Origin of the sequence: Serratia plymuthica NBRC 102599 (assembly GCF_001590925.1) — a bacterium.
Lineage (GTDB): Bacteria > Pseudomonadota > Gammaproteobacteria > Enterobacterales > Enterobacteriaceae > Serratia > Serratia plymuthica.
The window spans coordinates 156,797-179,833 of sequence record NZ_BCTU01000005.1; the positions used below are offsets into that span (position 1 = coordinate 156,797).

Below are 23,037 nucleotides of genomic sequence, written 5' to 3' on the forward strand. Positions count from 1 at the left end.
GAGTTGCTACCGATGGAATTATCCTCACTGACCGCCGTTTCACCCGTTGATGGACGCTACGGTGATAAAGTCAGCGCACTGCGCACCATTTTCAGCGAATACGGTCTGCTGAAATTCCGCGTGCAGGTTGAAGTACGTTGGCTGCAAAAACTGGCCGCCTGCGCAGAAATCAAGGAAGTTCCCGCTTTTGACGCCGACGCAAACGCTTTCCTCGACAAGATCGTCGCAGAATTCAGCGAAGAAGACGCGCAGCGCATCAAGACTATCGAACGCACCACCAACCACGACGTGAAAGCGGTTGAGTATTTCCTGAAGGAAAAAGTGGAAGCCGTCCCTGCCCTGCAGGCGGTCTCCGAGTTTATCCACTTTGCCTGCACCTCAGAAGATATCAACAACCTGTCCCACGCGCTGATGCTGCAAACCGCACGTCAGGACGTGGTGCTGCCGTACTGGCGCAAAATCATCGATTCGATCAAGGGCCTGGCGCTGGAATATCGCGATATTCCTTTGCTGTCCCGCACCCACGGCCAGCCGGCGACCCCGTCGACCGTAGGTAAAGAATTCGCCAACGTGGCCTACCGGATGGAACGCCAGTTCCGTCAGCTGGAACGCGTTGAGATCATGGGTAAAATCAACGGTGCGGTCGGTAACTACAACGCCCACATCGTCGCTTACCCGGAAGTGGACTGGCACCAGTTCAGCGAAACCTTCGTCACCTCGCTAGGCATCACCTGGAACCCGTACACCACTCAGATCGAGCCGCACGACTACATTGCCGAGCTGTTCGACTGCGTGGCGCGCTTCAACACCATCCTGATCGACTTCGACCGCGATATCTGGGGTTACATCGCCCTGAATCACTTCAAGCAGAAGACCATCGCCGGTGAAATCGGTTCTTCCACCATGCCGCACAAGGTCAACCCGATCGACTTCGAAAACTCCGAAGGCAACCTGGGCTTGTCCAACGCGGTGCTGAGCCACCTGGCCAGCAAACTGCCGGTTTCCCGCTGGCAGCGCGACCTGACCGACTCCACCGTGCTGCGTAATCTGGGCGTGGGCCTGGGCTATGCGCTGATCGCCTATCAGGCGACCATGAAAGGCATCAGCAAGCTGGAAGTCAACCAGGCGCACCTGCTGGACGAGCTGGATCATAACTGGGAAGTGCTGGCCGAGCCGATCCAGACCGTAATGCGCCGTTACGGCATCGAAAAGCCGTACGAGAAGCTGAAAGAGCTGACCCGTGGCAAGCGCGTGGATGCCGCCGGCATGCAGGCGTTCATCGACGGTCTGGCGCTGCCGGAAGAAGAGAAAACCCGCCTGAAAGCCATGACCCCGGCTAACTACATTGGCCGCGCCGCCACTATGGTTGACGAGCTGAAATAATCGGTCTGGTCAGAAAGCAAAAAGGCGGCCAAATGGCCGCCTTTCGTATTTTAGAGCCTCAGCGCATAAATGCCTGCAGGCGCTGTTTCTGCTGCCCCTGCGCGTTGAAGTTGCCTGGGCTTAACCACTGCTCGAAGGCGACTTTAATGGCCGGCCAGCGATCCGCGGTGATGGCGAACCAGTCGGTATCGCGGCTGCGGCCCTTGGTGATCACCGCATACCTGAACCGGCCCTCGTAATTGAAACCGAACCTTGCCGCCGCCTGTCTGGATGGCGCGTTGTGGCTGTCGCACTTCCATTCACAGCGGCGATAACCCAAGTCATCGAACAGGTGCCGCAGCATAAGATAGACGGCCTCCGTTGCGCTGGAGCGTTGCTTCATCGCCGGCGACCAACTGACGTGGCCAATCTCCAGCACGCCGTTGCCTTCATCGATGCGCATATAAGCTACGGTGCCGACCGGTGCGTGGCTTGCGCTATCGAACACCGTCAGGTTCACCAACGCGGGGTTGGCCTGAAGCTGGGTCAGGTGCTGCAACATCGCCGCCGGGCTGTCCGGCCGTTCGATGGATAAATAGGTCCAGTCCCGGCCATCCGGGGCCAGTTGGAATGCGCTGAACAGGGCTGCGTGATCCCGCTGCGGATCAAGCGACTTCATGAAGCAAAAGCGCCCGTCGAGCGGCTCTCCGGCAGGCCGTTGCGGTGCCCGCCAATCGGTTAATGGCTCGCCTACCGGCTGCCCGAATTGATTGAACGCCATAAGCCCCTCGCAGCCTGTAATTAACGGGTATAGATGATAAACGAGCTTCTTCTGCCTATTTTGTCGTACAGCGAACGCGCCGGGGCGTTGTATTCCTGCGTCATCCAGTAAACCCGATCGCTGCCCCTTTCATTGGCAAGCTGATAAACCTGCTCAAATAACTTCTCGGACACCTTCTTGCCGCGCGCCACCGGGGAAACATAGAGATCTTCAATATAGCAATAACCGGCGGAGCTCCAGGTTGAAGGGTGGAAAATCAGGTTCATCAACCCCAGAAGATTGCCGTTTGCGTCTTCCGCCACCAGCCCATAAACCTGCTGATCCGAGCATAAGCGTTCAAACGTGTGTTCGGTAACCTGTGCGGCTATTTCCGCACGATAAAAATGAAGATATCCCTGCCACAGATCCAACCACTGCGATTTATCGCCGTTTTGTATTTTGCGTACCACAACGCCATTGTTTACTGGGTGCATAATGCCTCTCTGGTTTTAAGATATTATTTCCACAGGAGAAATAACCTAATGCCAACAGGGTACACCGGCGTTCACGGGCTGAATACAGACCAATTCACAACAGTGAGCAGACCAATTTTGACGACATAAACAGCCTCAAACGGCCTGCGGCAGCGCGCTGAAAATAGAGGATAATTTTTTGATGAATTTTACGATTTCATCCGGCGTGTAGGCCGAGAAGCCAAACACCAGCGCCCCTTCCCGAGGTTGGCCGGTGTAAAAATCCGCCAGCCCATAGACTTTCATTCCCTGCGCGGCGGCGGCCTGAATCAAACGCCGCTCGGTAGCCGCATCCGCCAGCGGGCATACCAATTGCAACCCGCCCTGCGGCAGCGGTGGCCGGGTCCAGGCGGCAAGATACTGATGGACCGCTGCATGCAGAATATCGAGCCTGGCCTTATACAGCTTGCGCATACTCCTTAAGTGTTCGACATAAAAATCGCCGTTTAAAAAGCGGAACAGGGTCATTTGCGGCAACGCGGAGGTATAACCATCCTGGAATTGTTTGGCAGCCACCATAGGCTTGATTAACTGTGGCGGAACTATGATAAAACCGATGCGCAGCCCCGGGAACAGGGTTTTGCTGAAGGTGCCGATATACAGCGTGCGTTGGTATTTATCCAGCCCCTGCAGCGAAGCCCTGGTCAGCCCGTCATAATTGAATTCGGAATCGTAATCATCTTCAATAATCCAGGCCTTGTGCTGCTGCGCCCATTCCAGCAGTTTCAATCTTCTGTCGATGCTGAGCGAATGCCCCAGCGGATAATGATGAGATGGCGTGACATACACGCCACGCCCACGATGGCGCGCATCAATTAATGCGTCAATATCCATTCCGTCATGATCGACCGCGACAGGCTGGGCGATGATCCCCGCAGACTGCACCAGCTTTTTCGCCCCCTGATAACCCGGCTCTTCGACAAAGACCCTGTCGCCAGGATTGAACAACACCTGGGTACACAGCGACAGCGCCTGTTGGGAGCTGGTCACCACGATCACCTGCTCCACACTGGCCTTAACGCCCCTTTCGCGCCGCAGATACTCAATGATTTCACCCCTCAGTTCCACCACTCCCTGGGGATCGGCATAGCCCAACAGACGTTCGCCGTACTGCCGAACCGCCAGCCTTTCCAGTTGCAACCAGCTATCTATCGGGAACAGCCGCAGGTCAGGCAGTGACGGCGTGAGCGAACTGGCACGGCTGGTATGCGGCGCATGGGCGGCCACCAGCAACGAGCGGCCATGCGCGCTCAGTTCCCGTTCCGTCAGCAGCGCGCTTTCGGCATCATCCGCCGCCAACAGCTCGCGGCCAATCAGGGTGCTTCGCTGATAACTGACAAAGCTGCCGCGCCCCACCGCGCGGGCAATGTAGCCTTCGGCTTCCAGTTGGGCATAGGTCACCTCGACGGTATCGCGAGAAACGCCCAGCCCGGCAGCCAGTACCCGGCTGGGAGGAAGTTTCGCCAGATATTGCAGATCCCCCGCCGTCACCTGCTGTTTGATGGCCAGATGCAACGCCGCTTTGCGCGTCATGCCCTGTTGCACATGCCGGGCAAAGCTTGCCTTTAGGGCGGCCAGGGAAGTAGGTGGGCTGCTGTCACTGCGGTGTTTCATGGTGCTCCGGGTCAAGAGGGGGCGGCTTTACTGCCTCATTTTACCTTATTTCTGCTCCTTGGCGGCATGTTAGGCGATCGCTCTAAACCCAGTCTGTTGTAAATAAAATGTTTTGCAACAGATCATTTATTGTTCCATTTGCCGCGCAAGGCCTACACTTAACCCACCACATAATTAGTAGGATAATTATGTGGTGGGTTAATATTCCCAAAACACCCCCCTGCCCGTTTACTGCCGCTGGATAGCGGCGCCGCAGGCGCGTATTACCTGCACGGGCATTACTGTGAAACATGTTCAAGGTGGAATTATGTCGCAACAGCACAACCCCACGCCGCCTCGGCGTAACTTTCTAAAAAAGACCCTGGCGTTAATCCCGCTGGCCGCCGCAAGCAGCGGCATGATGGCACTGGAAGCCAAAGCCGCGCCTGCCGCCGGTGTCTCTGCCCACTATGTGCCGGTTTATTTCAACAACGACGAATGGCGTTTTCTGCTGGCAGCCTGCGATCGGCTCATCCCGAGCGATGCTAACGGCCCCGGCGCGGTGGATCAGGACGTGCCGGTGTTTATCGACAGGCAAATGGAAACCCCGTACGGCCACGGCGGGCTGTGGTATATGCACCCGCCGTTCGTGCCCTCCGCGCCGGAGTTAGGCTACCAGTCCAAGTTGACGCCACGTGAAACCTATCGAACCGGCATTCGCGAGGTTAATGCCCACTGCCGGCGGCAGTTCCAAAAAGCCTTTGCCGATCTCGGCCACGCCGAGCAGGAACAGTTGCTGACCGCGCTGGAACACGGCCAGCTGGATTCCGATGCCCTGCCCGGCGCGCTGTTTTTCAATCAACTGCTGGCCAATACCAAAGAGGGCTATCTGGCCGATCCGGTTCACGGCGGCAACCAGACATTGGCCTCATGGAAATTGATTGGTTTTCCCGGCGCACGGGCAGATTACACCGACTGGGTCAACCGGCCCAATCAGCCTTATCCTCTCGGCCCAGTCAGTATCTCAAGCAAAAGGAATGCATAAATGAGCGTAATTAAAAAACCACCGGTAGACGTGGTGATCGTCGGGTTTGGCTGGACCGGCGCCATAATGGGAATGGAGTTGACCGAAAGCGGCCTGAACGTGCTGGCACTTGAACGCGGCGAACGGCGTGATACCTATCCGGACTTCGCCTACCCGCGCATTACAGACGAACTGACCTACGGCATCCGCCTGAAACTGGCGCAGGAAATGGCAAATGAAACCGTGACCGTGCGCCACACTCCTGCCGACTTCGCGGTGCCTTATCGCCAGCTCGGTTCATTTCTGCCGGGCAACGGCGTTGGCGGCGCCGGCGTTCACTGGAACGGCATGCACTGGCGTGCACTGCCTTCCGATCTGAAGCTGCACACCACCCTTACGGAAAAATACGGCGCTAAATGGATCCCGGAAGGCATGACGCTGCAGGATTATCCGCTCAGCTACCAAGAGTTGGAGCCTTACTTCGATAAATTCGAAAAAGTCTGCGGCACCGCCGGCAAGGCCGGTAACCTGCAGGGCAATATCATCAAGGGCGGCAATCCGTTCGAAGGACCGCGCAGCAGCGAATACCCGACACCGGCGCTAAAACAGCTCTACTCCGGTTCGCTGTTTGGCCAGGCCGCCGAGTCTTTGGGTTACCACCCGTTCCCCGTTCCTGCCGCCAACTGCTCCGAACCCTACGCCAATACTTACGGCGTCCAACTCGGACCCTGCAATTTTTGCGGCTATTGCGAGCGCTTCGGTTGCTTTATGTACTCCAAGGCGTCGCCGCAGACCACCATTCTGCCGGTGCTGACCAAACGTAAAAACTTTGAACTGCGCACCCAGGCGCAGGTGATCAAAGTGAATCTGGACAGCAGCGGCAAGAAAGCCACTGGCGTCACTTACATCAACGCGCAGGGACAAGAGATCGAACAGCCGGCCGATCTGGTGATCCTTAGCGCTTTCCAGTTGCATAACGTTCGCCTGCTACTGCTCTCCGGCATCGGTAAACCTTACGATCCGGTGACCGGCGAAGGCGTGGTCGGCAAGAATTACGCCTACCAGATGAACAGCGGTATTTCGCTGTTTTACGGCCAGGATACCCACTTCAATCCGTTTATCGGCGCAGGCGCGGCCGGTATGGTGATCGACGATCTGAACGGCGAAAACTTCGATCATGCCGATTTGGGCTTTATCGGCGGTGCCTATATCTCCGCTACCCGTACCGGCGGGCGGCCGATTCAGCAAATGATGCTGCCGCCAGGCACTCCCGGTTGGGGCAGCGGCTGGAAACAGGGCATCAAGGATAACTACCCGCACTCGATGAGCATCGGCTCCGAAGGCTCGGTGATGCCGTACCGCGATTGCTATCTGGATCTGGACCCGACCTATAAGGACGCTTACGGCCTGCCGCTGCTGCGCATGACCTTCGACTGGAAACAAAACGAGATCAAAATGACGCAGCACATCACCGGCAAAATGGTGGATATCGCCAACGCCATGAAACCCAAGCAGATGGCGGTGTCGGTGAAGAAAACCGGTGATCATTACGATGTGCGGCCCTACCAGTCAACGCACACGACCGGCGGCGCCATTATCGGCGACAGCCCAGCCACCAGTGTGGTGAATAAGTATCTGCAGTGTTGGGATGTGCCAAACGTATTTGTCACCGGCGCCTGTGCCTTCCCGCAGAACCTGGCCTACAACCCTACCGGCATCGTCGGCGCGTTGGCCTACCATTCGGCCGAGGCGATCCGTAATCAGTATCTGAAAAACCCCGGCCCGCTGGTTCAGGCCTGACAGCATCATAAGGAGCTTATATGAAAGGATTTACCCCCTCGCTGTTAGCGCTGCTGATGCTGAGCGCCGGTGTGGCACAGGCAGTCGACGATGCACAAAGGATCCAGCACGGAGAATATCTGGCGCGTGCGGGCGACTGCGCCGCCTGCCATACCGCCCCCGGCGGCGTTCCCTTTGCCGGCGGCCTGAAAATGACCACCCCGATCGGCGCCATTTACTCCACCAATATCACGCCGGACAAACAGACCGGCATCGGCGAATACAGCCTGCAAGAGTTCAGCGACGCATTGCGCAAAGGCGTGGCACGCGACGGTACCCGGTTGTACCCGGCCATGCCCTACCCGTCATTTGCCAAAATCAGCGACGAGGATGTGCGCGATCTGTATCTGTACTTCACCCATCAGGTTAAGCCGGTAGCACAGCAAAATAAGGACAGTGATATTCCCTGGCCGCTGAATATGCGCTGGCCGCTGGCGCTATGGAATCTGGCGTTTCGCGAGGACGGCAGCTACCGGCCGGATGCCAAGCAGAGCGCTGAATGGAACCGCGGCGCCTATCTGGTTCAGGGCTTGGGGCACTGCGGCACCTGCCACACGCCGCGTGGCATCGGCTTCCAGGAGAAGGCGCTCACCCAGAGTGACAGCACCTATCTGAGCGGGGGCACGCTGGAGGGCTGGCACGCCGCCAATCTACGCGCAGACCCGGTCGACGGGCTGGGCAATTGGCGAACGGAAGATATCACCCGTTTCCTGAAAACCGGCCACAACCCACAGTTTGCCGCTTTTGGCTCAATGGTAGACGTCGTGCAGGACAGCACCCAGCACCTGAGCGACGCCGATTTGCAGGCGATCGCCGGCTACCTGCAATCACTGCCGGGCGACAGCCGGCAAAAGCTGCCGCAGGCCGACGCCAAAACGGCGAAAGCGTTGTTTAGCGGCGAGCTCAGCCGGCCCGGCGCACAAACTTATCTGGATAACTGCGCCGCCTGCCACCGCAGCGATGGCCTGGGTTATCGCAATACCTTCCCGCAGTTGGCGCACAACCCGGCGCTGTTAGACGAGGATCCTTCTTCGCTGATCAGCATTATTATCAACGGCTCCCACACGCCGATGACCGTCAGCGCCCCCACAGGGCTGACCATGCCAGACTTCGGCTGGCGGCTGAGCGACGAACAAGTCGCCCAGGTTGCCAGTTTTGTGCGTAGCAGTTGGGGCAACCAAGCCCCGGCGGTGACCGCAGAACAGGTTCGGGAGATCCGTAAAAACAGCGCAGTTAAACCCACTCAGCAGTAATTCCCCCGGGCGCAGCCTATGCGCCCGTCACTTTTCATCCCGCAGTAACCTGCGCCTTAGCCCAATCCGTCAACACCCGACGGTTTAAGTTTGGTTTAACTTTGCTCCGCCATTGTTTATCCGGCGTTTATTAGCCGTTGCCGATAATGACGGCGAACATAAAATTGATAGCGCTTATTTCCCGCCAACGCTCTGCGTCTCTTGCGGTAACAGCGGGTTCTACCTACCATAGCGTCAAGATTAACGATCAGATGGGTAAGTAGCCGCGCTATCCCTCACGCGCTGAAGAGCGTGTTACTTTTATAGCGGGGTGACAGGATGTTCACCCGCATAGTCACAGGAGTCCGCCATGCGAGTTTTGGTTGTTGAAGATAACGGTTTGCTGCGCCACCACCTTTCCGTGCAGATGCGTGAAATGGGTCATCAGGTCGATGCTGCAGAAGATGCCAAGGAAGCCGACTATTTCCTGCAAGAACATGCGCCGGACATCGCAATTGTCGATCTGGGTCTGCCGGGCGAAGATGGCCTGAGTCTGATCCGCCGCTGGCGCGCTCACCAGATGAAGCTGCCCATTTTGGTGCTGACCGCGCGCGAAAGCTGGCAAGACAAAGTGGCGGTGCTGGAAGCCGGCGCCGACGACTATGTCACCAAGCCGTTTCACCTGGAAGAAGTGATTGCCCGCATGCAGGCGTTGATGCGCCGCAACAGCGGCCTGGCTTCCCAGGTGATCGTCTTGCCGCCGTTCCAGATCGATCTGTCGCGCCGCGAGCTGAGCGTCGGGGAACAGCAAATCAAACTGACCGCGTTTGAATACACCATCATCGAAACCTTGATCCGCAACGCCGGCAAAGTAGTCAGTAAAGATTCGCTGATGCTGCAACTCTATCCGGATGCGGAACTGCGCGAGAGCCACACCATCGACGTGCTGATGGGCCGCCTGCGCAAAAAACTGCAGGCTGAATATCCACAGGAAGTGATCACCACGGTTCGTGGCCAGGGCTATCGTTTTGATGCGAAGTGAACATGATGTTCAACAAAAATAAAAAACCTTTTTCACTCCGTGCACGCTTTTTGATGGCGACCGCCGGGGTGATCCTGGCGCTGTCGTTGTCTTACGGACTGGTGGCGGTAGTCGGCTATATCGTCAGCTTCGACAAGACCGCCTTCCGCCTGCTGCGGGGTGAAAGCAACCTGTTCTTCAGCCTGGCTCAATGGAAAGACAACAAGCTCACTATCGCCATTCCACCCGACCTCGATCTCAACTTTCCTACCCTGGTGTTTATTTACGACGACAAGGGCAATCTGCTGTGGAGCCAGCGCCAGTTGCCGGAGCTGGAAAAGCGCATCAACAAAGAGTGGCTGGAAAAATCCGACTTCTACGAAATCGATACCGATACCCGCATCAGTAGCGAAGTGCTGGGCAACAACCCCAAAGCCCAGGATCAGCTGAAAAACTATGACGACAACGACCAAAACGCACTGACCCACTCAGTGGCGGTCAACACCTACGCGGCAACCTCGCGGCTGCCCGCGCTGACCATAGTGGTGGTCGACACCATTCCGCAGGAGCTGCAGCGTTCGGACGTGGTCTGGGAATGGTTCAGCTATGTGCTGCTGGCCAACCTGCTGCTGGTGGTGCCGCTGTTGTGGCTGGCGGCTTACTGGAGCCTGCGCCCGATCAAGGCGCTGGTGAATCAGGTGGGCGAGCTGGAGAACGGTGAACGCGAGCAGCTCGACGAAAATCCCCCCAGCGAACTGCGCGGGCTGGTGCGCAATCTGAATATTTTGCTGCGCAATGAGCGCCAGCGTTACACCAAATACCGCACCACGCTGTCCGACCTGACCCACAGCCTGAAAACGCCGCTGGCGGTGCTGCAAACCACGTTGCGTTCGCTGCGCACCGGCAAGCAGACCACCATCGAAGAGGTCGAACCGATCATGCTGGACCAAATCAGCCGCATCTCGCAGCAAATTGGTTACTACCTGCATCGCGCCAGCATCAGTTCGGGGCAAACGGTACTGACCCGTGAGATCCACTCAGTGCCCGCACTGTTGGACAGCCTCACCGTGGCGCTCAACAAGGTGTATCAGCGTAAAGGCGTGGTGATCACGCTGGATATTTCGCCGGAAGTGACCTTTATGGGCGAAAAGAACGACTTTATGGAAGTGATGGGCAACGTGTTGGAAAACGCCTGCAAATACTGCCTTGAGTTCGTTGAAATCACCTCACTCCACTCCGATAAAAACCTCACCATCGTGATCGACGACGACGGGCCGGGCATTCCGGAAAGCAAACGCGAGTTGATCTTCCAACGTGGTCAACGCGTAGACACCCTGCGCCCCGGCCAGGGGTTGGGGTTATCCGTTGCGGCGGAGATTATCGAGCAGTATGACGGCACCATCACCATCAGCGACAGCCCGCTTGGTGGTGCGCGCATGCAGGTCACCTTCGCCCGTCAACACGATTCCCATCATCACGAATAAATTCTGTCGTTCCGGCCCCGATCCACGGGGCCAAACTTCCGTTATAATCGCACTCAGGCTCACTCCTTTCTGCTGGAATAGAACATGAATTATCAATTAGATCTCGACTGGAACGACTTTTTGCAACGTTACTGGCAAAAGCGTCCGGTAATTCTGAAGCGCGGCTTCAAAAACTTTATCGATCCAATCTCCCCGGATGAGCTGGCCGGGCTGGCGATGGAAAACGAAGTGGACAGCCGCCTGGTCAGCCACCAGGACGGCCGCTGGCAGGTTGCGCACGGTCCCTTCGAGAGCTTTGACCACCTGAGCGAGAACAACTGGTCGCTGCTGGTACAGGCGGTGGACCACTGGCATGAGCCTTCCAGCGCGCTGATGCGCCCGTTCCGCCAACTGCCGGACTGGCGGATGGACGACCTGATGATTTCGTTCTCGGTCCCGGGCGGCGGCGTTGGCCCGCACCTCGATCAGTACGACGTCTTTATTATTCAGGGCACCGGCCGTCGCCGCTGGCGCGTAGGCGAGAAGGTGCCGATGAAGCAGCACTGCCCGCATCCGGATCTGCTGCAGGTTGAGCCTTTCGACGCCATTATCGACGAAGAAATGGAACCAGGCGACATTCTGTATATCCCGCCGGGCTTCCCGCATGAAGGCTACGCGCTGGAAAATGCGCTGAATTACTCGGTGGGCTTCCGCGCACCGAACGGCCGCGAGTTGATCAGCGGCTTTGCCGATTACGTGCTGGCACGCGAACTGGGCAGCCAACGTTACAGCGATCCGGACATTCAGTTGCGCGACCAACCGGCGCAGATCTTGCCGCAGGAAGTCGACGCCCTGCGCCAGATGATGTTGGATCTGGTTCAACAACCGGAACACTTCCAGCACTGGTTCGGTGAGTTTATTTCTCAGACTCGCCACGAGCTGGACGCAGCGCCGCCGGAGCCGCCGTATCAGGCCGGAGAAATCTACGAGCTGCTGCAACAGGGTGAACCCTTGCAACGCCTGGGCGGCCTGCGCGTGCTGCGCGTTGGCGACCGGTGCTTTGTGAATGGCGAGCTGATTGATACCGAACATCTGCAAGCCGCCGACGCGCTGTGCCAGCATTTCAGCGTTAACGCCGCCATGCTGGGCGAAGCCATCGACGATCCGTCGTTCCTGGCCACACTCACCGCGCTGATCAACAGCGGTTACTGGTACTTCAACGACTAAGCCCGATAACTGTCGGATAGAGCCACCCGCTTCGGCAGGTGGCTTTTTTTCATCATGCCCCCGGTACCGAACTGCGCCAAGGGAAAATATTCAATAATTATCAAAACATTAATAGAGTAAAACCTATGCCGGCGCTTTCCTGAACTCGAGCTAATAAAAAGAGAGGAAAGACATTTCCTACGACTCAACCCTCGTGCCTTTCTTGGCTTCGTCCAGTATCCATTGAGCAAACGCTTGTATCGGCTCACTGCTTAATCCGATCGGCTCTGGGAGAATGAGACTGAAGGTTTTGGCGATCGTTTTCCCCTCAGGCCACGGCGCGACCAGCCTTCCGCATGCAAGTTCGGTATCAACGTAAAGGCGCGGCACCAACGCAACACCGAGACCGGCCAATGCCGCTTCGATCAACATGGCATGAAGATCGTAGCGTGCCCCCATCGCAGGATGAGTCAGAGGGATCCCCGTCTCCTGAGAGTAGCGTTGCCAGGCCTCAGGGTTCTGCCGGCGGTGCAGGCGCGGCAGGTTATCCAGTACGCTTGTCCCTTCGCTTCCCGTCAGAATGTCAGGATGGCAAACCGGCACCAGCACCTCGTCCAACAGGGGGTAAGTCCGCATTCCCGTCCAGGCCGGGTGCTCGAAATGGATGGCAGCATCGAACCCGCTCCCGGTCAGGACAAAGGGTTCCATGCGTTCGGAGAGATGCACAGTGATGTTCGGATACTGCTGCCGAAAGTGTGACAGGCGAGGAATGAGCCATCGCATCGCGAAAGTCGGGATGACAGCAATGTCCAGGCTTGCGCCATCGCTCGGCTGCCCTGTCAGGTACTGGCTGTCCCGATCCAGGCGGTCAAGCAGCTCACGGATTTGGGTCGCATAGCGTGCCCCGTTCGGCAGGAGCCGGACGCGATTGCCGATTCGCTCGAATAGCGTGACGCCAAGGAAGGTTTCCAGGCGACCAATCTGACGGCTGATAGCGCCTTCGGTTAGAGACAGTTCGTTCGCCGCGCGCGCGAAGCTGCCATGACGAGCAGCAGCCTCGAATGCCATCAATGAAGTGTTGCTAGGGATCTTCCGGCGCATAAGCGTTCCTGATTGGGGCCCCGGCGGCTGGCCCACCTTGATTTTTTATCACTGAAGCATACCGAAAAATCGATTTTTTCGCTGCCTTTAGCGCTCTACCATGATTTAACGTCAACAAGGCATCCCGTCGAGAGTGATCTAATGATTTATACAGTCGAATGCAACTTTGCCGATCTCGCCAGTGAAGCAGAGTGGAATGATTTTTACAGTCAGGAAAAACTGCCCGCACTCATTTCGGTGAGCGGTTTCCATACCTCGCAGCGTTTCAAGGCGTTGAACGCCGGTTGCCCTGTCTACCTTGCCCTTCATTCGATCGACAGTCTCGATGTGCTCCAGGGAGATGAGTATCGTCAGAAAGGCGGTGGCAATTTCGCGCGCTGGCAGCAGCACATCACCGACTGGCACCGCAATCTTTATGCTGGCCTTGATCGTGCCCCGGCCATCGGTGAACACGAACATCTGGTGACGAGTGCAGTCGGCCCGGAACCGCTCATCGAAATGGGCCTCACGCCTTATCGGATGCAGGCTGTCGCCCTGGAGAAATCCCCTGAAGTTCGGTGGTTGGCAAAGCTGGGGCGCACCATTGACCTGAGTCTGGAACCGCTTCCGAAGGGCACGCACCTCTATGTGCCAATGGCAGGTCAACTGACAAAAAACAGTATCAGTGAGGAATACGGTGATGAATGACATGACATTTCCAAGCCGGCAGATTGGGGCATTTTCGATCACGGCCATCAGTGACGGATACCTTTCCACGGGTCTCGATTCGCTCTCCAATATCGATCCCATGGATGCGTCAACGTTGCAGCAAAACGCGGGGGTGAAGGATCCCTCTTCTATTCATGTCAATTGTTACTTGGTTCGGGGCCGTGACCGCACGATCTTGATTGACGCGGGTGCCGGGGGATTTAAGCAATGGGGCGGCAAACTGAAAGCGAATCTTGCACTGGCCGGCGTACGCCCCTGCGACATTGATACGATCCTTCTGACTCATGCGCATCCCGATCATGTCGGGGGGCTGGTGGATCCGTCAGGGGAAGCCGCCTTTCCCGATGCAGAGCTAGTGGTCCACCAGCATGAGGTTTCTTTCTGGGAGGACGACGGCAATCTCAGCCGGGCGAGTGAGCGCGCTCGCGGAAATTTTCTGTTTGCGCGCAAGGTGTTCGATAAGTATCGGCAGAGGATCCGCACGTTTACGGATAATGAAGTTCTCCCAGGCATCAGTGCGCTCCCCCTTCCGGGGCATACCGCCGGGCATTCCGGTTATCGCCTCGAATCCGATAGTGGCAGTCTGTTGATTTGGGGGGATATCGTTCATTTCCCCCATATCCAGATTGCTCGCCCCGACGTATCCATTGCGTTTGACCAAGATCCGCTTGTTTCCGCCGAGACACGATCAAAACTGTTGGATATCGTCAGCTCGGACAAAACGCTTATCGCCGGCATGCACCTGGGGGAACTCGGTTTTGCACGTATCGAGCGGGCAGGCAAGAGCTACAAAATAGCTTACGAATCTTGAGCCTCATCCATTCCTCTGCCCGCATGCGAACGGGCGCGGGCCATTTTTATACCGACAACGCCCGCGCCCGGTAGCCGTCCAGCTCGTTTTCCGGCATGCCGACCTGTTTCGCTGCCGCGCAAATCTGCCGCCAGGTGTTGTCGTCTATCGGGATCCCCCGCTGCAACCTCGTCTCACGGTTAGCGTCTTCCCATTCGCCCGGTACCTCAATCGGCTTGCCGTCGCTTGGCGGCGAAGCCTTGACCCAGTCGATAAAGGCCTCGGCCTCGGTCTGCATCTCGGGCGCTTCAAAGGCTTCCGGGTTGAGGATGATGGTGGTCATGCAGTTGAAAATGGCGCTGCTGTCGGTTTTCAACGTGGCGTTATGGGTAGTGCGGCCACCAGAGAGAGCGCCACCGAGAATTTCGCACAGGGTAGCCAACGCATAGCCCTTGTGAGCACCGAAGGGTAACAGCGAACCAAACGGCTGTTCGTGCATCACGCTGGGTTCCGTGGTCGGCCGGCCTTGTTGATCAATCAGGTAGCCCGGCGCCACGCTCAGGCCTTTGTTGTAGGCTACGCGCGTTTTGCCGTAGGCGATGCCGCTGGTGGCGAAGTCCAGCAGTAGCGGTTTTTTACCCTCACGCGGGAAAATCACGCAAAACGGGTTGGTGCCAAAGCGGCGATCGCTGCCGCCGAACGGTGCCACCATAGGATCACCCACCACATTGACGAAATGAATGGAGATAAAGCCGGCGCGCGCGCACTGCTCGGCCCAGTGGCCGATGCGGCCGATATGGTGAGAGTTATGCAAAGCCACCGCCGCCAACCCCAACTGACGGGCGCGTTCGATCCCCTTGTCCATCGCTTCACTGGCCACCACCTGGCCGAATCCCTGGCCGCCGTCAATCGTCAGCACCGCGCCGGCATCACGCACCACCTGGGCATGAACGTTAAGCTGCAACTGCCCTTCCGCCAACGACGCCATATAGCTTGGGATCATGCCGACGCCATGCGAATCATGCCCGGCCAGATTGGCCTGCACCAAATGCTCCGCCACCAGCGCGGCCTCCCGATCCGTGCTGCCGGCGTGGCGCCAAATGGCCTGTACAAATTGTTCAAGGCTTTGGCTGTCGATACGGTGTTCGATGCTCATAATGCAGGTCCTTGCGCTGAAAAGATGTTCACAAACACTAGGAGCAAATCGTTGTTGCGGCAAGCCATTATGACAACGGCAATCAACGCTCTCTGGCGCGCTCGGCCGTCAGCGCCGCGATACGCATGATGACCGCTACCGCCTGCTCCATGCCCTCCAGCGAGATGAACTCGTGCTTGCCGTGAAAGTTATAGCCGCCGGTAAACAGATTCGGGCATGGCAGGCCGCGAAACGACAGTTGCGCCCCGTCGGTGCCGCCACGAATCGGCTTCATTAGCGGTTCGATATCGCAATCACGCATCGCCTGCTGCGCCAGCGCGATCACATGCGGATGCTCAGCCACGTGCTCGCGCATGTTGTAATAACTGTCTTCGATTGTCACTTCGATGTAGCAATCGCGCGGCAGGCCTTTGCCCACCTGGCGCGCCACTTCAATCATCCGGCGTTTGCGCGCTTCAAAACCTTCGCGCTCGAAATCACGCAGGATATAGTGCATTTCGGCACGTTCAACGCTCCCCTTGATGCTGCTGAGGTGGTAGAACCCCTGATAGCCGGCGGTGGTTTCCGGTGTTTCATCCGCCGGTAACGCCTGCTGAATGCGGGTCGCCAGCGACAATGCGTTAACCATCACGCCTTTGGCGCTGCCGGGATGAACGTTGTTGCCGACAATTTTAATGGTCACCGAGGCCGCATTGAAATTTTAGCATTCCAGCTCACCGACGCCGCCACCGTCGACGGTATAAGCCCACTCGGCGTTGAACTCTTCTACGTCGAACAGCTGCGCCCCTTTGCCCACTTCTTCGTCCGGGGTAAAGGCCACGCGAATATCGCCGTGCGGTATGTTGCCCTGTTGCAAACGCACCATGGCGGTCAGGATTTCGGCAATACCCGCTTTGTCATCGGCGCCGAGCAGCGTTTTGCCCTCCGCGGTGATCAGCGTCTGCCCCAGCATTTGGTGCAGGATCGGGAACATCACCGGCGACAGCACTTCATCGCCGATGCCCAGGGCGATATCGCCGCCGCGGTAATTTTCGACAATCTGCGGATTAACGTGCTTGCCGGTAAAGTCCGGTGAAGTATCCAGATGAGAAATAAATCCAATGGCCGGCACCGGCCAGCCAACGTTGCCTGGCAAGGTCCCCATCACGCAGCCGTGCTCGCTGAGCGACACCCGTTCAAACCCCAGTTCAATCATTTCCTGTTGCAACGCACGCGCCAGCTTCAGTTGCCCGTCGGTACTCGGCACATGTTTGACGTTCGCTTTAGATTGCGTGTCGAAAGAGACGTAGTTAAAAAAGCGATCAAGTAGTTTATTCATGGTATCCGTCCTCAGAATATCGCATTTCATTATGCGGAACCGATCCGGATCAAATATTGAGACAGGTCATTTTTAACCAGAATTAACGGAAATCATTAATTCCTGAGATGCGTGCAATCTCACCGGCGCTCTCCAGCCTGGAGGCCGCGGGCGCACTGATGTGATCCCCTTCACGCCTGGTACCTGTTGTCAGCCGCTGACCACAGGTACCTTTTTCGGGCAACCGATTGCAACGCCAAATCATTCCACCTATAACTAATTCAAGGCAAAGATTACCGCGTTCTTATGCTTTTATTTTCGCCACACCGGGGAGCTTTATCAGCAACGTCGTTATCCACTAAAAAATAAAAAAGGAACTGCCATGAAAGGTATTATTGATAATATCTTAAGCAAGCTGCAGACTTTCTCAAAAGCCATGATGGGGCCGATATTTTTTCTGCCGGTGATTGGCTTGATTCTGGCATTAAGTTCTATTCTTACCAACGCCACGCTGGTGAATGAAAACTCCGGCGTATTTCATATCGGCAAAATGATCGGGGATACCTTTTGGCCGTTGTTTGGCAACCTCGGGCTCATTTTTTGTATTGGCATCACCTACGGGCTGGCAAAGGATAAAAAAAGCGAAGCGGCGCTGGTTGCCGTGATGTGCTTTATTATGTTCCTCGGTGCCAACTCCTCTTATTTGCAGTTGAGCGGCCACGTCGCGCAGAAAATTAACGGGGAATATTACGGCACAGGGCAAACCGAGCTGCTGGGCTTTACCGTGGTGGACATGGGCATTTTCCTCGGTTTGATCCTCGGCATCACCATCGCCTGGGTGCACAACAAACTCTGCAACGTGGAGTTGAACGGCGTGTTCTCGGTCTACGGTGGTTCCAAACTGGTGCTGATCGCCATGACGCCGGTGATTATGCTCTACGCCGTCGGCTTCAGCTACCTGTGGCCGGCCATTTCGCACGGCCTGATCGCCCTGACCGGCTTTATGAAAAGCTCCGGTTCGCTCGGCGTGTTCGTCTACGGTTTCTTCGAGAAATTCCTGATCCCCACCGGGCTGCATCACTTTATCTGGTCGCCGTTTCAGCTCACCAGCATCGGGGGGTCGATAGTTCAGGACGGCCACACGGTGTCCGGTTCGCAGGCGATTTTCCTCGCCTATATGCGCGACCCCGGCATCTCTCCGCTGATGAACGAAGCGCTGCGTTTTTCGCAACAGGGCATGGTGACCATCTTCGGCCTGTCCGGCGCGGCGCTGGCCTTCTACCGCACCGCCCGGCCCGAGAAGAAAATGCTGGCCAAAGCCATACTGATCCCGGCCATCACCACCTCTATTCTGGTGGGCATTACCGAACCGATAGAGTTCACCTTCCTGTTCATTTCACCGCTGCTGTGGGTGATCCACGCAATGCTGACCGCGCTGTCGCAGGTGGCGTGCAATCTGTTCGAAGTACGCCCCTGGGGCGCCAGCGGCCTGATCGAGTTTTTGGTGTATAACCTGCCGCTGCCGGTCGCTCTCACGCGCTGGCCACTGTATGTGGTGATTGGTCTGGTGCAGTTCGCCGTGTATTACCTGGTGTTCAAAACCCTGGTGTTGAAACTTAACTTAAAAACCCCGGGGCGTGAGGATGACGATGAGGTCAAACTCTATTCAAAACAGGACTACCAAAATAGCAAAAACCAGCCGAACGAATTAAGCGGCATTATTATTCGCGCCCTCGGCGGCAAGAGCAATATTATTTCCGTCGATAACTGTTTTACCCGGTTACGGGTAGAGTTAAAGGATATGCAGCTTATTGACGAACCCACATTAAAAAGTACCGGCGCCAAAGGCGTGGTGAAAAATCGCAATGAAGTCCAGGTGATCTATGGCGTCACCGTCGGCAAGGTAAAGAATCAGGTCGAAAAATATTTAGCGGCATTATAACGTTTATTCCTAGGGAGACTTGTCATGAAATTAACCGTTCTGGGCGGCGGCGGCGTACGTTCGCCGTTCCTGGCCAAATCCATCGCCTATAACGCGCACCGCATCGGCGTGACCGAAGTGGTATTTATGGATACCGACCGGCAAAAACTCGCCGTTTACGGCGCTATCGCACAGGGGGTGTTCGAACGCATCCGCAACGACATCGCCTTCAGCCTGAGCAGCGATGCCCGCCAGGCACTGAGCGACGCCGATTACATCATCACCACGTTGCGCATCGGCGGCGAAGAAGGCCGCATTCATGACGAGCGCATCGCGCTCAACCATCAGGTGTTGGGGCAGGAAACCACCGGCGCGGGCGGTTTCGCCATGGCGATGCGTTCCATTCCGGCCATCATCGATTACTGCCGCCTGATCGAACAGGTGGCATCGCCGAACGCGGTGCTGTTCAACTTCACCAACCCTTCCGGCATGGTGACCGAAGCGATCATCAAATCCGGCTTCAAACGCAAGGTGTACGGCATTTGCGATGCGCCCAGCGAATTTATCCGTGAACTGGCAGAGCTACTGGGTTGCCGCGAGGCCGAGTTGAGCGTCGACTGTTTTGGGCTGAACCACCTGTCGTGGTTTCGCAACGTACGGGTCAACGGCCAGGACGTCACCGGGCAACTGCTGGCCGATCCGCGTCTTTACCGCGATACCTGCATGAAATACTTCTCGCCGGAGCTGGTGGCGCTGTCGGACAACCTGATGCTCAACGAGTACCTGTATTACTACTACTACCGCGAACAGGCGATCGCCGCCATCGTCGGTGCCGGGGAAACCCGTGGCGAGCAGATTGCGCAGATTAACCGGCAAATGCTGGCGGACCTTGCCGAACTGGACATCCCCCACCAATTGGATCAGGCCTTCAGCCTGTATTTCAGCCACTATCTGACGCGTGAAAACTCTTATATGCAGCGCGAATCGAGCAAGGGCAAAGTGAAAGAGCGGGAGATGCTGACGCTGCAACAGTTTATCGAACAGCCAGACAGCGGCGGTTACGCCGGGGTGGCGATAGACATTCTGGAAGCGGTGAATAACGGCCAGCAAAAACGCGTGGTGGTGTCGATGCAAAACAATGACACGCTCGATTTTCTGCACCCGGAGGACGTGATCGAAATCAGCTGCGAACTGAGCAACGCGGGCATTCATCCGGTGAAAATGCGCGATATCCCCGATACCCAGAAGAACCTGATCGCGCAGGTCAAAGAGTATGAACGCCTGGCGGTCGCGGCCATCCTGGAGGGCAATCGCCAGAAGGCCATCAAGGCGCTGATGGTGCACCCGCTGGTAAATTCTTATTCGCTGGCGAAAACCCTGGTCGAGGAATATCTTCAGGCCCATCACCAATATGCCGAGCACTGGAGTTAAGCGACGCGGCGCATGCCTTCAGGGGATGCGCCGTTCAAACCAGGCCTTGACCAGGTTCTCAAACCCCAGCAGACAATGGCCGAAAAACGGATTGGGGTAGTAAATATCGTGGTCGTATTTCTGCCGGTCTTCATAAAGAAAGGTCATGTCTGCCTGCCGCGCCAGCGGGCTGTCGCCGTCGCCGCAAAACGCCGCCAGCCGGATGTTGTTGCGTTTTACCGCCTCACTCCAGCTCAGCGCCGAATTGCTGTTGCCTGACTTTGAAATCACAATCACCATGTCAAAACGGAAACGCATCTTCTGATCGAGGATCTCGAAATCCGGCCACAGCGACAGATAGCTGTCGATGCCCAACGTCATAAATTTGTTGTACATATACTGCGCCACCAGTTGCGAGAAGCCGCTGCCGTGGATCAGGATCTTGCCGCTGTCGAGCATATCGAGAAACTGCGCCTGCTGCTTTTCATCGGCCGGGGCGACCTGTTGCGGTTCCCCTTGCAACGCCGGCGCCATCACCAGGTTGAACTTGATGAAATACACCAGTTCCAGATAACCGCGAAAACCGAGTTTCTTTGCCAGCCGCACCAGCGTTGAAGGCGAGCTGTGGCAGCGGACGGAAACCGCCCGGATGCCGTCATCGATGCAAGCATCCGGGTTGTCGAAAATAGCGTTGAGGATGGTGAGATCCGTTTTGCTCAGATCCGCCTGGCTGAATACCTGTTTGAAATTCACCGCGCCCCCTGCCCATTAAGTAAAAATCGCGGCCGCTCGGCAGGCAAGACCAGAGCGCAGCGGGTGCGCTCTGAACTGCAGATTAGGGCCGATCGGCCCGTTCGACTTTCCCTACCAGGAATTTGTGCACAAAGCGCGGCACCACTTCACTGGCCTGGCCATAGTGTTTTTCATCGAACTGACTTTCCACCTGGCTGGGTTCCAGATTCAGTTCCATGGTATGTGCCCCGCCCAACCGGGCCTCGTGGACAAAACCGGCCGCCGGATAAACATGGCCCGAAGTGCCGATAGCGACAAAAAAGTCGGCCTTGGCCAGCGCCTGATAGATTTCGTCCATGCCCAGCGGCATTTCGCCGAACCACACCACGTGCGGGCGCAGCGGTGCCGGGAACTGGCAGCAATGGCAGCGTTCGTCCACGCTGAGATCTTCCGGCCAATCAAATACTTGCCCGGAGCTGGTGCAACGCACTTTCAGCAATTCGCCGTGCATATGCAGCACCCGTTTGCTGCCGGCGCGTTCATGCAGGTTATCGATATTCTGCGTCACCAGCAGGAAGTTATCCCCCAGCCAGGCTTCCAAATCCGCCAGCGCGCGATGCGCGGCGTTAGGCGCGATTTCCGGCATTTGCAGTTGCTGGCGGCGCGCATTGTAAAACGCCTGCACCAGTTGCGGATCGCGCTGATAGCCTTCCGGCGTAGCGACATCCTCCACCTGGTGTTCTTCCCACAGCCCATCCGCAGCGCGGAAGGTGCGGATACCCGATTCCGCCGAAATACCGGCCCCGGTCAACACCACCACAAACGGCTTTTTCAGCTCGGCCGCCGCCATGGTGTCGCGATGGAAAATACGAGAACGAAAGCGCTGATGCAGCACATGCTTGCTCTTACGAAACTGACACAACCGATGGCGAGTGTGCATTAACTCTCTCCTTACCTTTCCCTGTTTTCCAAATTGAGGAACGCCGCCCCGCGCACGCCGCCGGCATCGCCGTAGCGTGCTTTCTCGATCCGCGGCAGCTTGGCCACGCGCAGCAAGTGCGCCGGCAATCGTTGTGGCAACGCCTGGTAGATCGCTTCAAAATTCGATAACCCGCCGCCGATCACCACCAGATGCGGATCGATAATGGTCAGCAAATTCCCCAGGCATATTGCCAGGACGTCCATAAAACGCTCAACGTGAGCCACCGCCTGCGGCTCGCCTGCCTGATAATGCGCAATGATCTGCTGCGCAGGCAAGTGCTGCTGATAAAAGTGAGCGTACATCCACTCAAAACCGCGGCCCGATATGTAATTTTCGATGCAACCCTGATGACCGCAACCGCAGGCAACGCGAGGTATATCACGCCCCAGTACCTCGAGCGCGTCGACCGGCAGGCGGAAGTGGCCAAATTCACCGGCGATGTAATTGCGCCCGGACACCACTTTGCCCTCCACGATCAGCCCGCCACCCACCCCGGTGCCCAGAATAATGCCCAGCACAGTCGGATAATTGCGGAACTCTTCGTCCCAGGCTTCCGACAACGCAAAACAGTTGGCGTCGTTGTCGACGCGCACGTCGCGACCAATCAGCGCCGCCAAATCGCGCGGCAGCGGCTGCCCCATCGCCGCCGGGACGTTGGAGGTGAACAACGTCCCGTCATCATTGGGCAACCCCGGAATGCCGATACCCACTTTGCCCCGCTGGCCGCAGAACTCATCCGCCTCAAGGGTCAGGTCACGCAGCGTGGTCAGCAATTGCCGGTAATCGTCACGCGGCGTCGGCACCCGTTTTTGCCAGATGCGATTCAGATCCGCATCAAACACGCCCAGCTCAATTTTGGTGCCGCCCATATCGAAACCGTAGTACATAACCCACCCTCAGGCTAAAA

General features: G+C 57.0%; 19 protein-coding genes and 1 pseudogene. 11 read left to right on the plus strand and 9 right to left on the minus strand.

Going from position 1 to position 23,037, the window contains the following annotated elements; genetic code table 11:
- Positions 1-12 precede the first annotated feature (12 nt).
- On the plus strand, positions 13-1,383 hold the full coding sequence (purB, locus tag SPL01S_RS04215; RefSeq protein WP_004943305.1) for an adenylosuccinate lyase: 1,371 nt from the start codon (positions 13-15) through the stop codon (positions 1,381-1,383).
- A 58-nt stretch (positions 1,384-1,441) separates the two neighbouring features.
- Here purB and SPL01S_RS04220 read toward each other — a convergent pair whose 3' ends face one another.
- The 3 genes from SPL01S_RS04220 to pdxR form a co-directional block, all read right to left on the minus strand.
- Positions 1,442-2,143 carry a GNAT family N-acetyltransferase gene (locus tag SPL01S_RS04220; protein ID WP_063197757.1) on the minus strand — a complete coding sequence of 234 codons (702 nt, stop codon included), beginning with the start codon at positions 2,141-2,143 and terminating at the stop codon, positions 1,442-1,444.
- A gap of 20 nt (positions 2,144-2,163) precedes the next feature.
- On the minus strand, positions 2,164-2,616 hold the full coding sequence (locus tag SPL01S_RS04225; protein WP_063197759.1) for a GNAT family N-acetyltransferase: 453 nt from the start codon (positions 2,614-2,616) through the stop codon (positions 2,164-2,166).
- A gap of 135 nt (positions 2,617-2,751) precedes the next feature.
- Positions 2,752-4,269 carry a MocR-like pyridoxine biosynthesis transcription factor PdxR gene (gene pdxR / locus SPL01S_RS04230; RefSeq protein ID WP_063197761.1) on the minus strand — a complete coding sequence of 506 codons (1,518 nt, stop codon included), beginning with the start codon at positions 4,267-4,269 and terminating at the stop codon, positions 2,752-2,754.
- A gap of 307 nt (positions 4,270-4,576) precedes the next feature.
- Between pdxR and SPL01S_RS04235 the strand changes: the two genes are divergently transcribed.
- The 6 genes from SPL01S_RS04235 to SPL01S_RS04260 all read left to right on the plus strand — a co-directional run bounded on the left by SPL01S_RS04235 (position 4,577) and on the right by SPL01S_RS04260 (position 12,054).
- The gene (locus tag SPL01S_RS04235; protein WP_063197763.1) at positions 4,577-5,293 is read left to right on the plus strand and encodes a gluconate 2-dehydrogenase subunit 3 family protein; all 717 of its coding nucleotides are present in this window, start codon (positions 4,577-4,579) and stop codon (positions 5,291-5,293) included.
- Positions 5,294-7,072 (plus strand): GMC family oxidoreductase, encoded by a 1,779-nt coding sequence (locus tag SPL01S_RS04240; protein WP_063197766.1) that lies wholly within the window; start codon positions 5,294-5,296, stop codon positions 7,070-7,072.
- 20 nt (positions 7,073-7,092) lie between these two features.
- Positions 7,093-8,364: a c-type cytochrome gene (locus SPL01S_RS04245; protein ID WP_063197768.1), complete on the plus strand. Its 1,272-nt coding sequence runs from the start codon at positions 7,093-7,095 to the stop codon at positions 8,362-8,364.
- Positions 8,365-8,713: 349 nt separating this feature from the next.
- Positions 8,714-9,385: a two-component system response regulator PhoP gene (phoP, locus tag SPL01S_RS04250; RefSeq protein WP_004943295.1), complete on the plus strand. Its 672-nt coding sequence runs from the start codon at positions 8,714-8,716 to the stop codon at positions 9,383-9,385.
- A 5-nt stretch (positions 9,386-9,390) separates the two neighbouring features.
- Positions 9,391-10,848, plus strand: coding sequence for a two-component system sensor histidine kinase PhoQ (gene phoQ, locus SPL01S_RS04255; protein WP_063197892.1), 1,458 nt, complete (start codon positions 9,391-9,393; stop codon positions 10,846-10,848).
- Between the two features lie 84 nt (positions 10,849-10,932).
- Positions 10,933-12,054: a ribosomal protein uL16 3-hydroxylase gene (locus SPL01S_RS04260; protein ID WP_063197769.1), complete on the plus strand. Its 1,122-nt coding sequence runs from the start codon at positions 10,933-10,935 to the stop codon at positions 12,052-12,054.
- Positions 12,055-12,231: 177 nt separating this feature from the next.
- Here SPL01S_RS04260 and SPL01S_RS04265 read toward each other — a convergent pair whose 3' ends face one another.
- Positions 12,232-13,134, minus strand: coding sequence for a LysR substrate-binding domain-containing protein (locus SPL01S_RS04265; RefSeq protein ID WP_063197772.1), 903 nt, complete (start codon positions 13,132-13,134; stop codon positions 12,232-12,234).
- A 141-nt stretch (positions 13,135-13,275) separates the two neighbouring features.
- Between SPL01S_RS04265 and SPL01S_RS04270 the strand changes: the two genes are divergently transcribed.
- Together SPL01S_RS04270 and SPL01S_RS04275 are read left to right on the plus strand one after the other, a co-directional pair.
- Positions 13,276-13,821 (plus strand): hypothetical protein, encoded by a 546-nt coding sequence (locus tag SPL01S_RS04270; RefSeq protein ID WP_063197774.1) that lies wholly within the window; start codon positions 13,276-13,278, stop codon positions 13,819-13,821.
- The gene (locus tag SPL01S_RS04275; RefSeq protein WP_063197776.1) at positions 13,814-14,653 is read left to right on the plus strand and encodes an MBL fold metallo-hydrolase; all 840 of its coding nucleotides are present in this window, start codon (positions 13,814-13,816) and stop codon (positions 14,651-14,653) included. The genes SPL01S_RS04270 and SPL01S_RS04275 overlap by 8 nt, the downstream gene beginning before the upstream one ends.
- A gap of 46 nt (positions 14,654-14,699) precedes the next feature.
- Here SPL01S_RS04275 and SPL01S_RS04280 read toward each other — a convergent pair whose 3' ends face one another.
- Positions 14,700-15,788, minus strand: coding sequence for a malate/lactate/ureidoglycolate dehydrogenase (locus SPL01S_RS04280; protein ID WP_063197778.1), 1,089 nt, complete (start codon positions 15,786-15,788; stop codon positions 14,700-14,702).
- An 82-nt stretch (positions 15,789-15,870) separates the two neighbouring features.
- Positions 15,871-17,106, minus strand: a pseudogene (gene pepT, locus SPL01S_RS04285) (peptidase T).
- Positions 17,107-17,467: 361 nt separating this feature from the next.
- Here pepT and SPL01S_RS04290 point away from each other — a divergent pair.
- Both SPL01S_RS04290 and SPL01S_RS04295 read left to right on the plus strand, forming a co-directional pair.
- Complete coding sequence (locus SPL01S_RS04290) at positions 17,468-19,027, plus strand: PTS transporter subunit EIIC (RefSeq protein ID WP_063197781.1); 1,560 nt, start codon at positions 17,468-17,470, stop codon at positions 19,025-19,027.
- A gap of 24 nt (positions 19,028-19,051) precedes the next feature.
- A complete protein-coding gene (locus tag SPL01S_RS04295) occupies positions 19,052-20,437 on the plus strand; it encodes a family 4 glycosyl hydrolase (protein ID WP_063197782.1) in 1,386 nt (461 codons plus the stop codon).
- Between the two features lie 18 nt (positions 20,438-20,455).
- Here SPL01S_RS04295 and SPL01S_RS04300 read toward each other — a convergent pair whose 3' ends face one another.
- From SPL01S_RS04300 to nagK, 3 genes are all read right to left on the minus strand, one after another.
- On the minus strand, positions 20,456-21,169 hold the full coding sequence (locus SPL01S_RS04300) for a MurR/RpiR family transcriptional regulator (RefSeq protein ID WP_004943264.1): 714 nt from the start codon (positions 21,167-21,169) through the stop codon (positions 20,456-20,458).
- An 82-nt stretch (positions 21,170-21,251) separates the two neighbouring features.
- On the minus strand, positions 21,252-22,088 hold the full coding sequence (gene cobB, locus SPL01S_RS04305) for a Sir2 family NAD+-dependent deacetylase (protein WP_063197784.1): 837 nt from the start codon (positions 22,086-22,088) through the stop codon (positions 21,252-21,254).
- Between the two features lie 11 nt (positions 22,089-22,099).
- On the minus strand, positions 22,100-23,017 hold the full coding sequence (gene nagK, locus SPL01S_RS04310) for an N-acetylglucosamine kinase (RefSeq protein WP_063197786.1): 918 nt from the start codon (positions 23,015-23,017) through the stop codon (positions 22,100-22,102).
- Between the last annotated feature and the right edge of the window lie 20 nt (positions 23,018-23,037).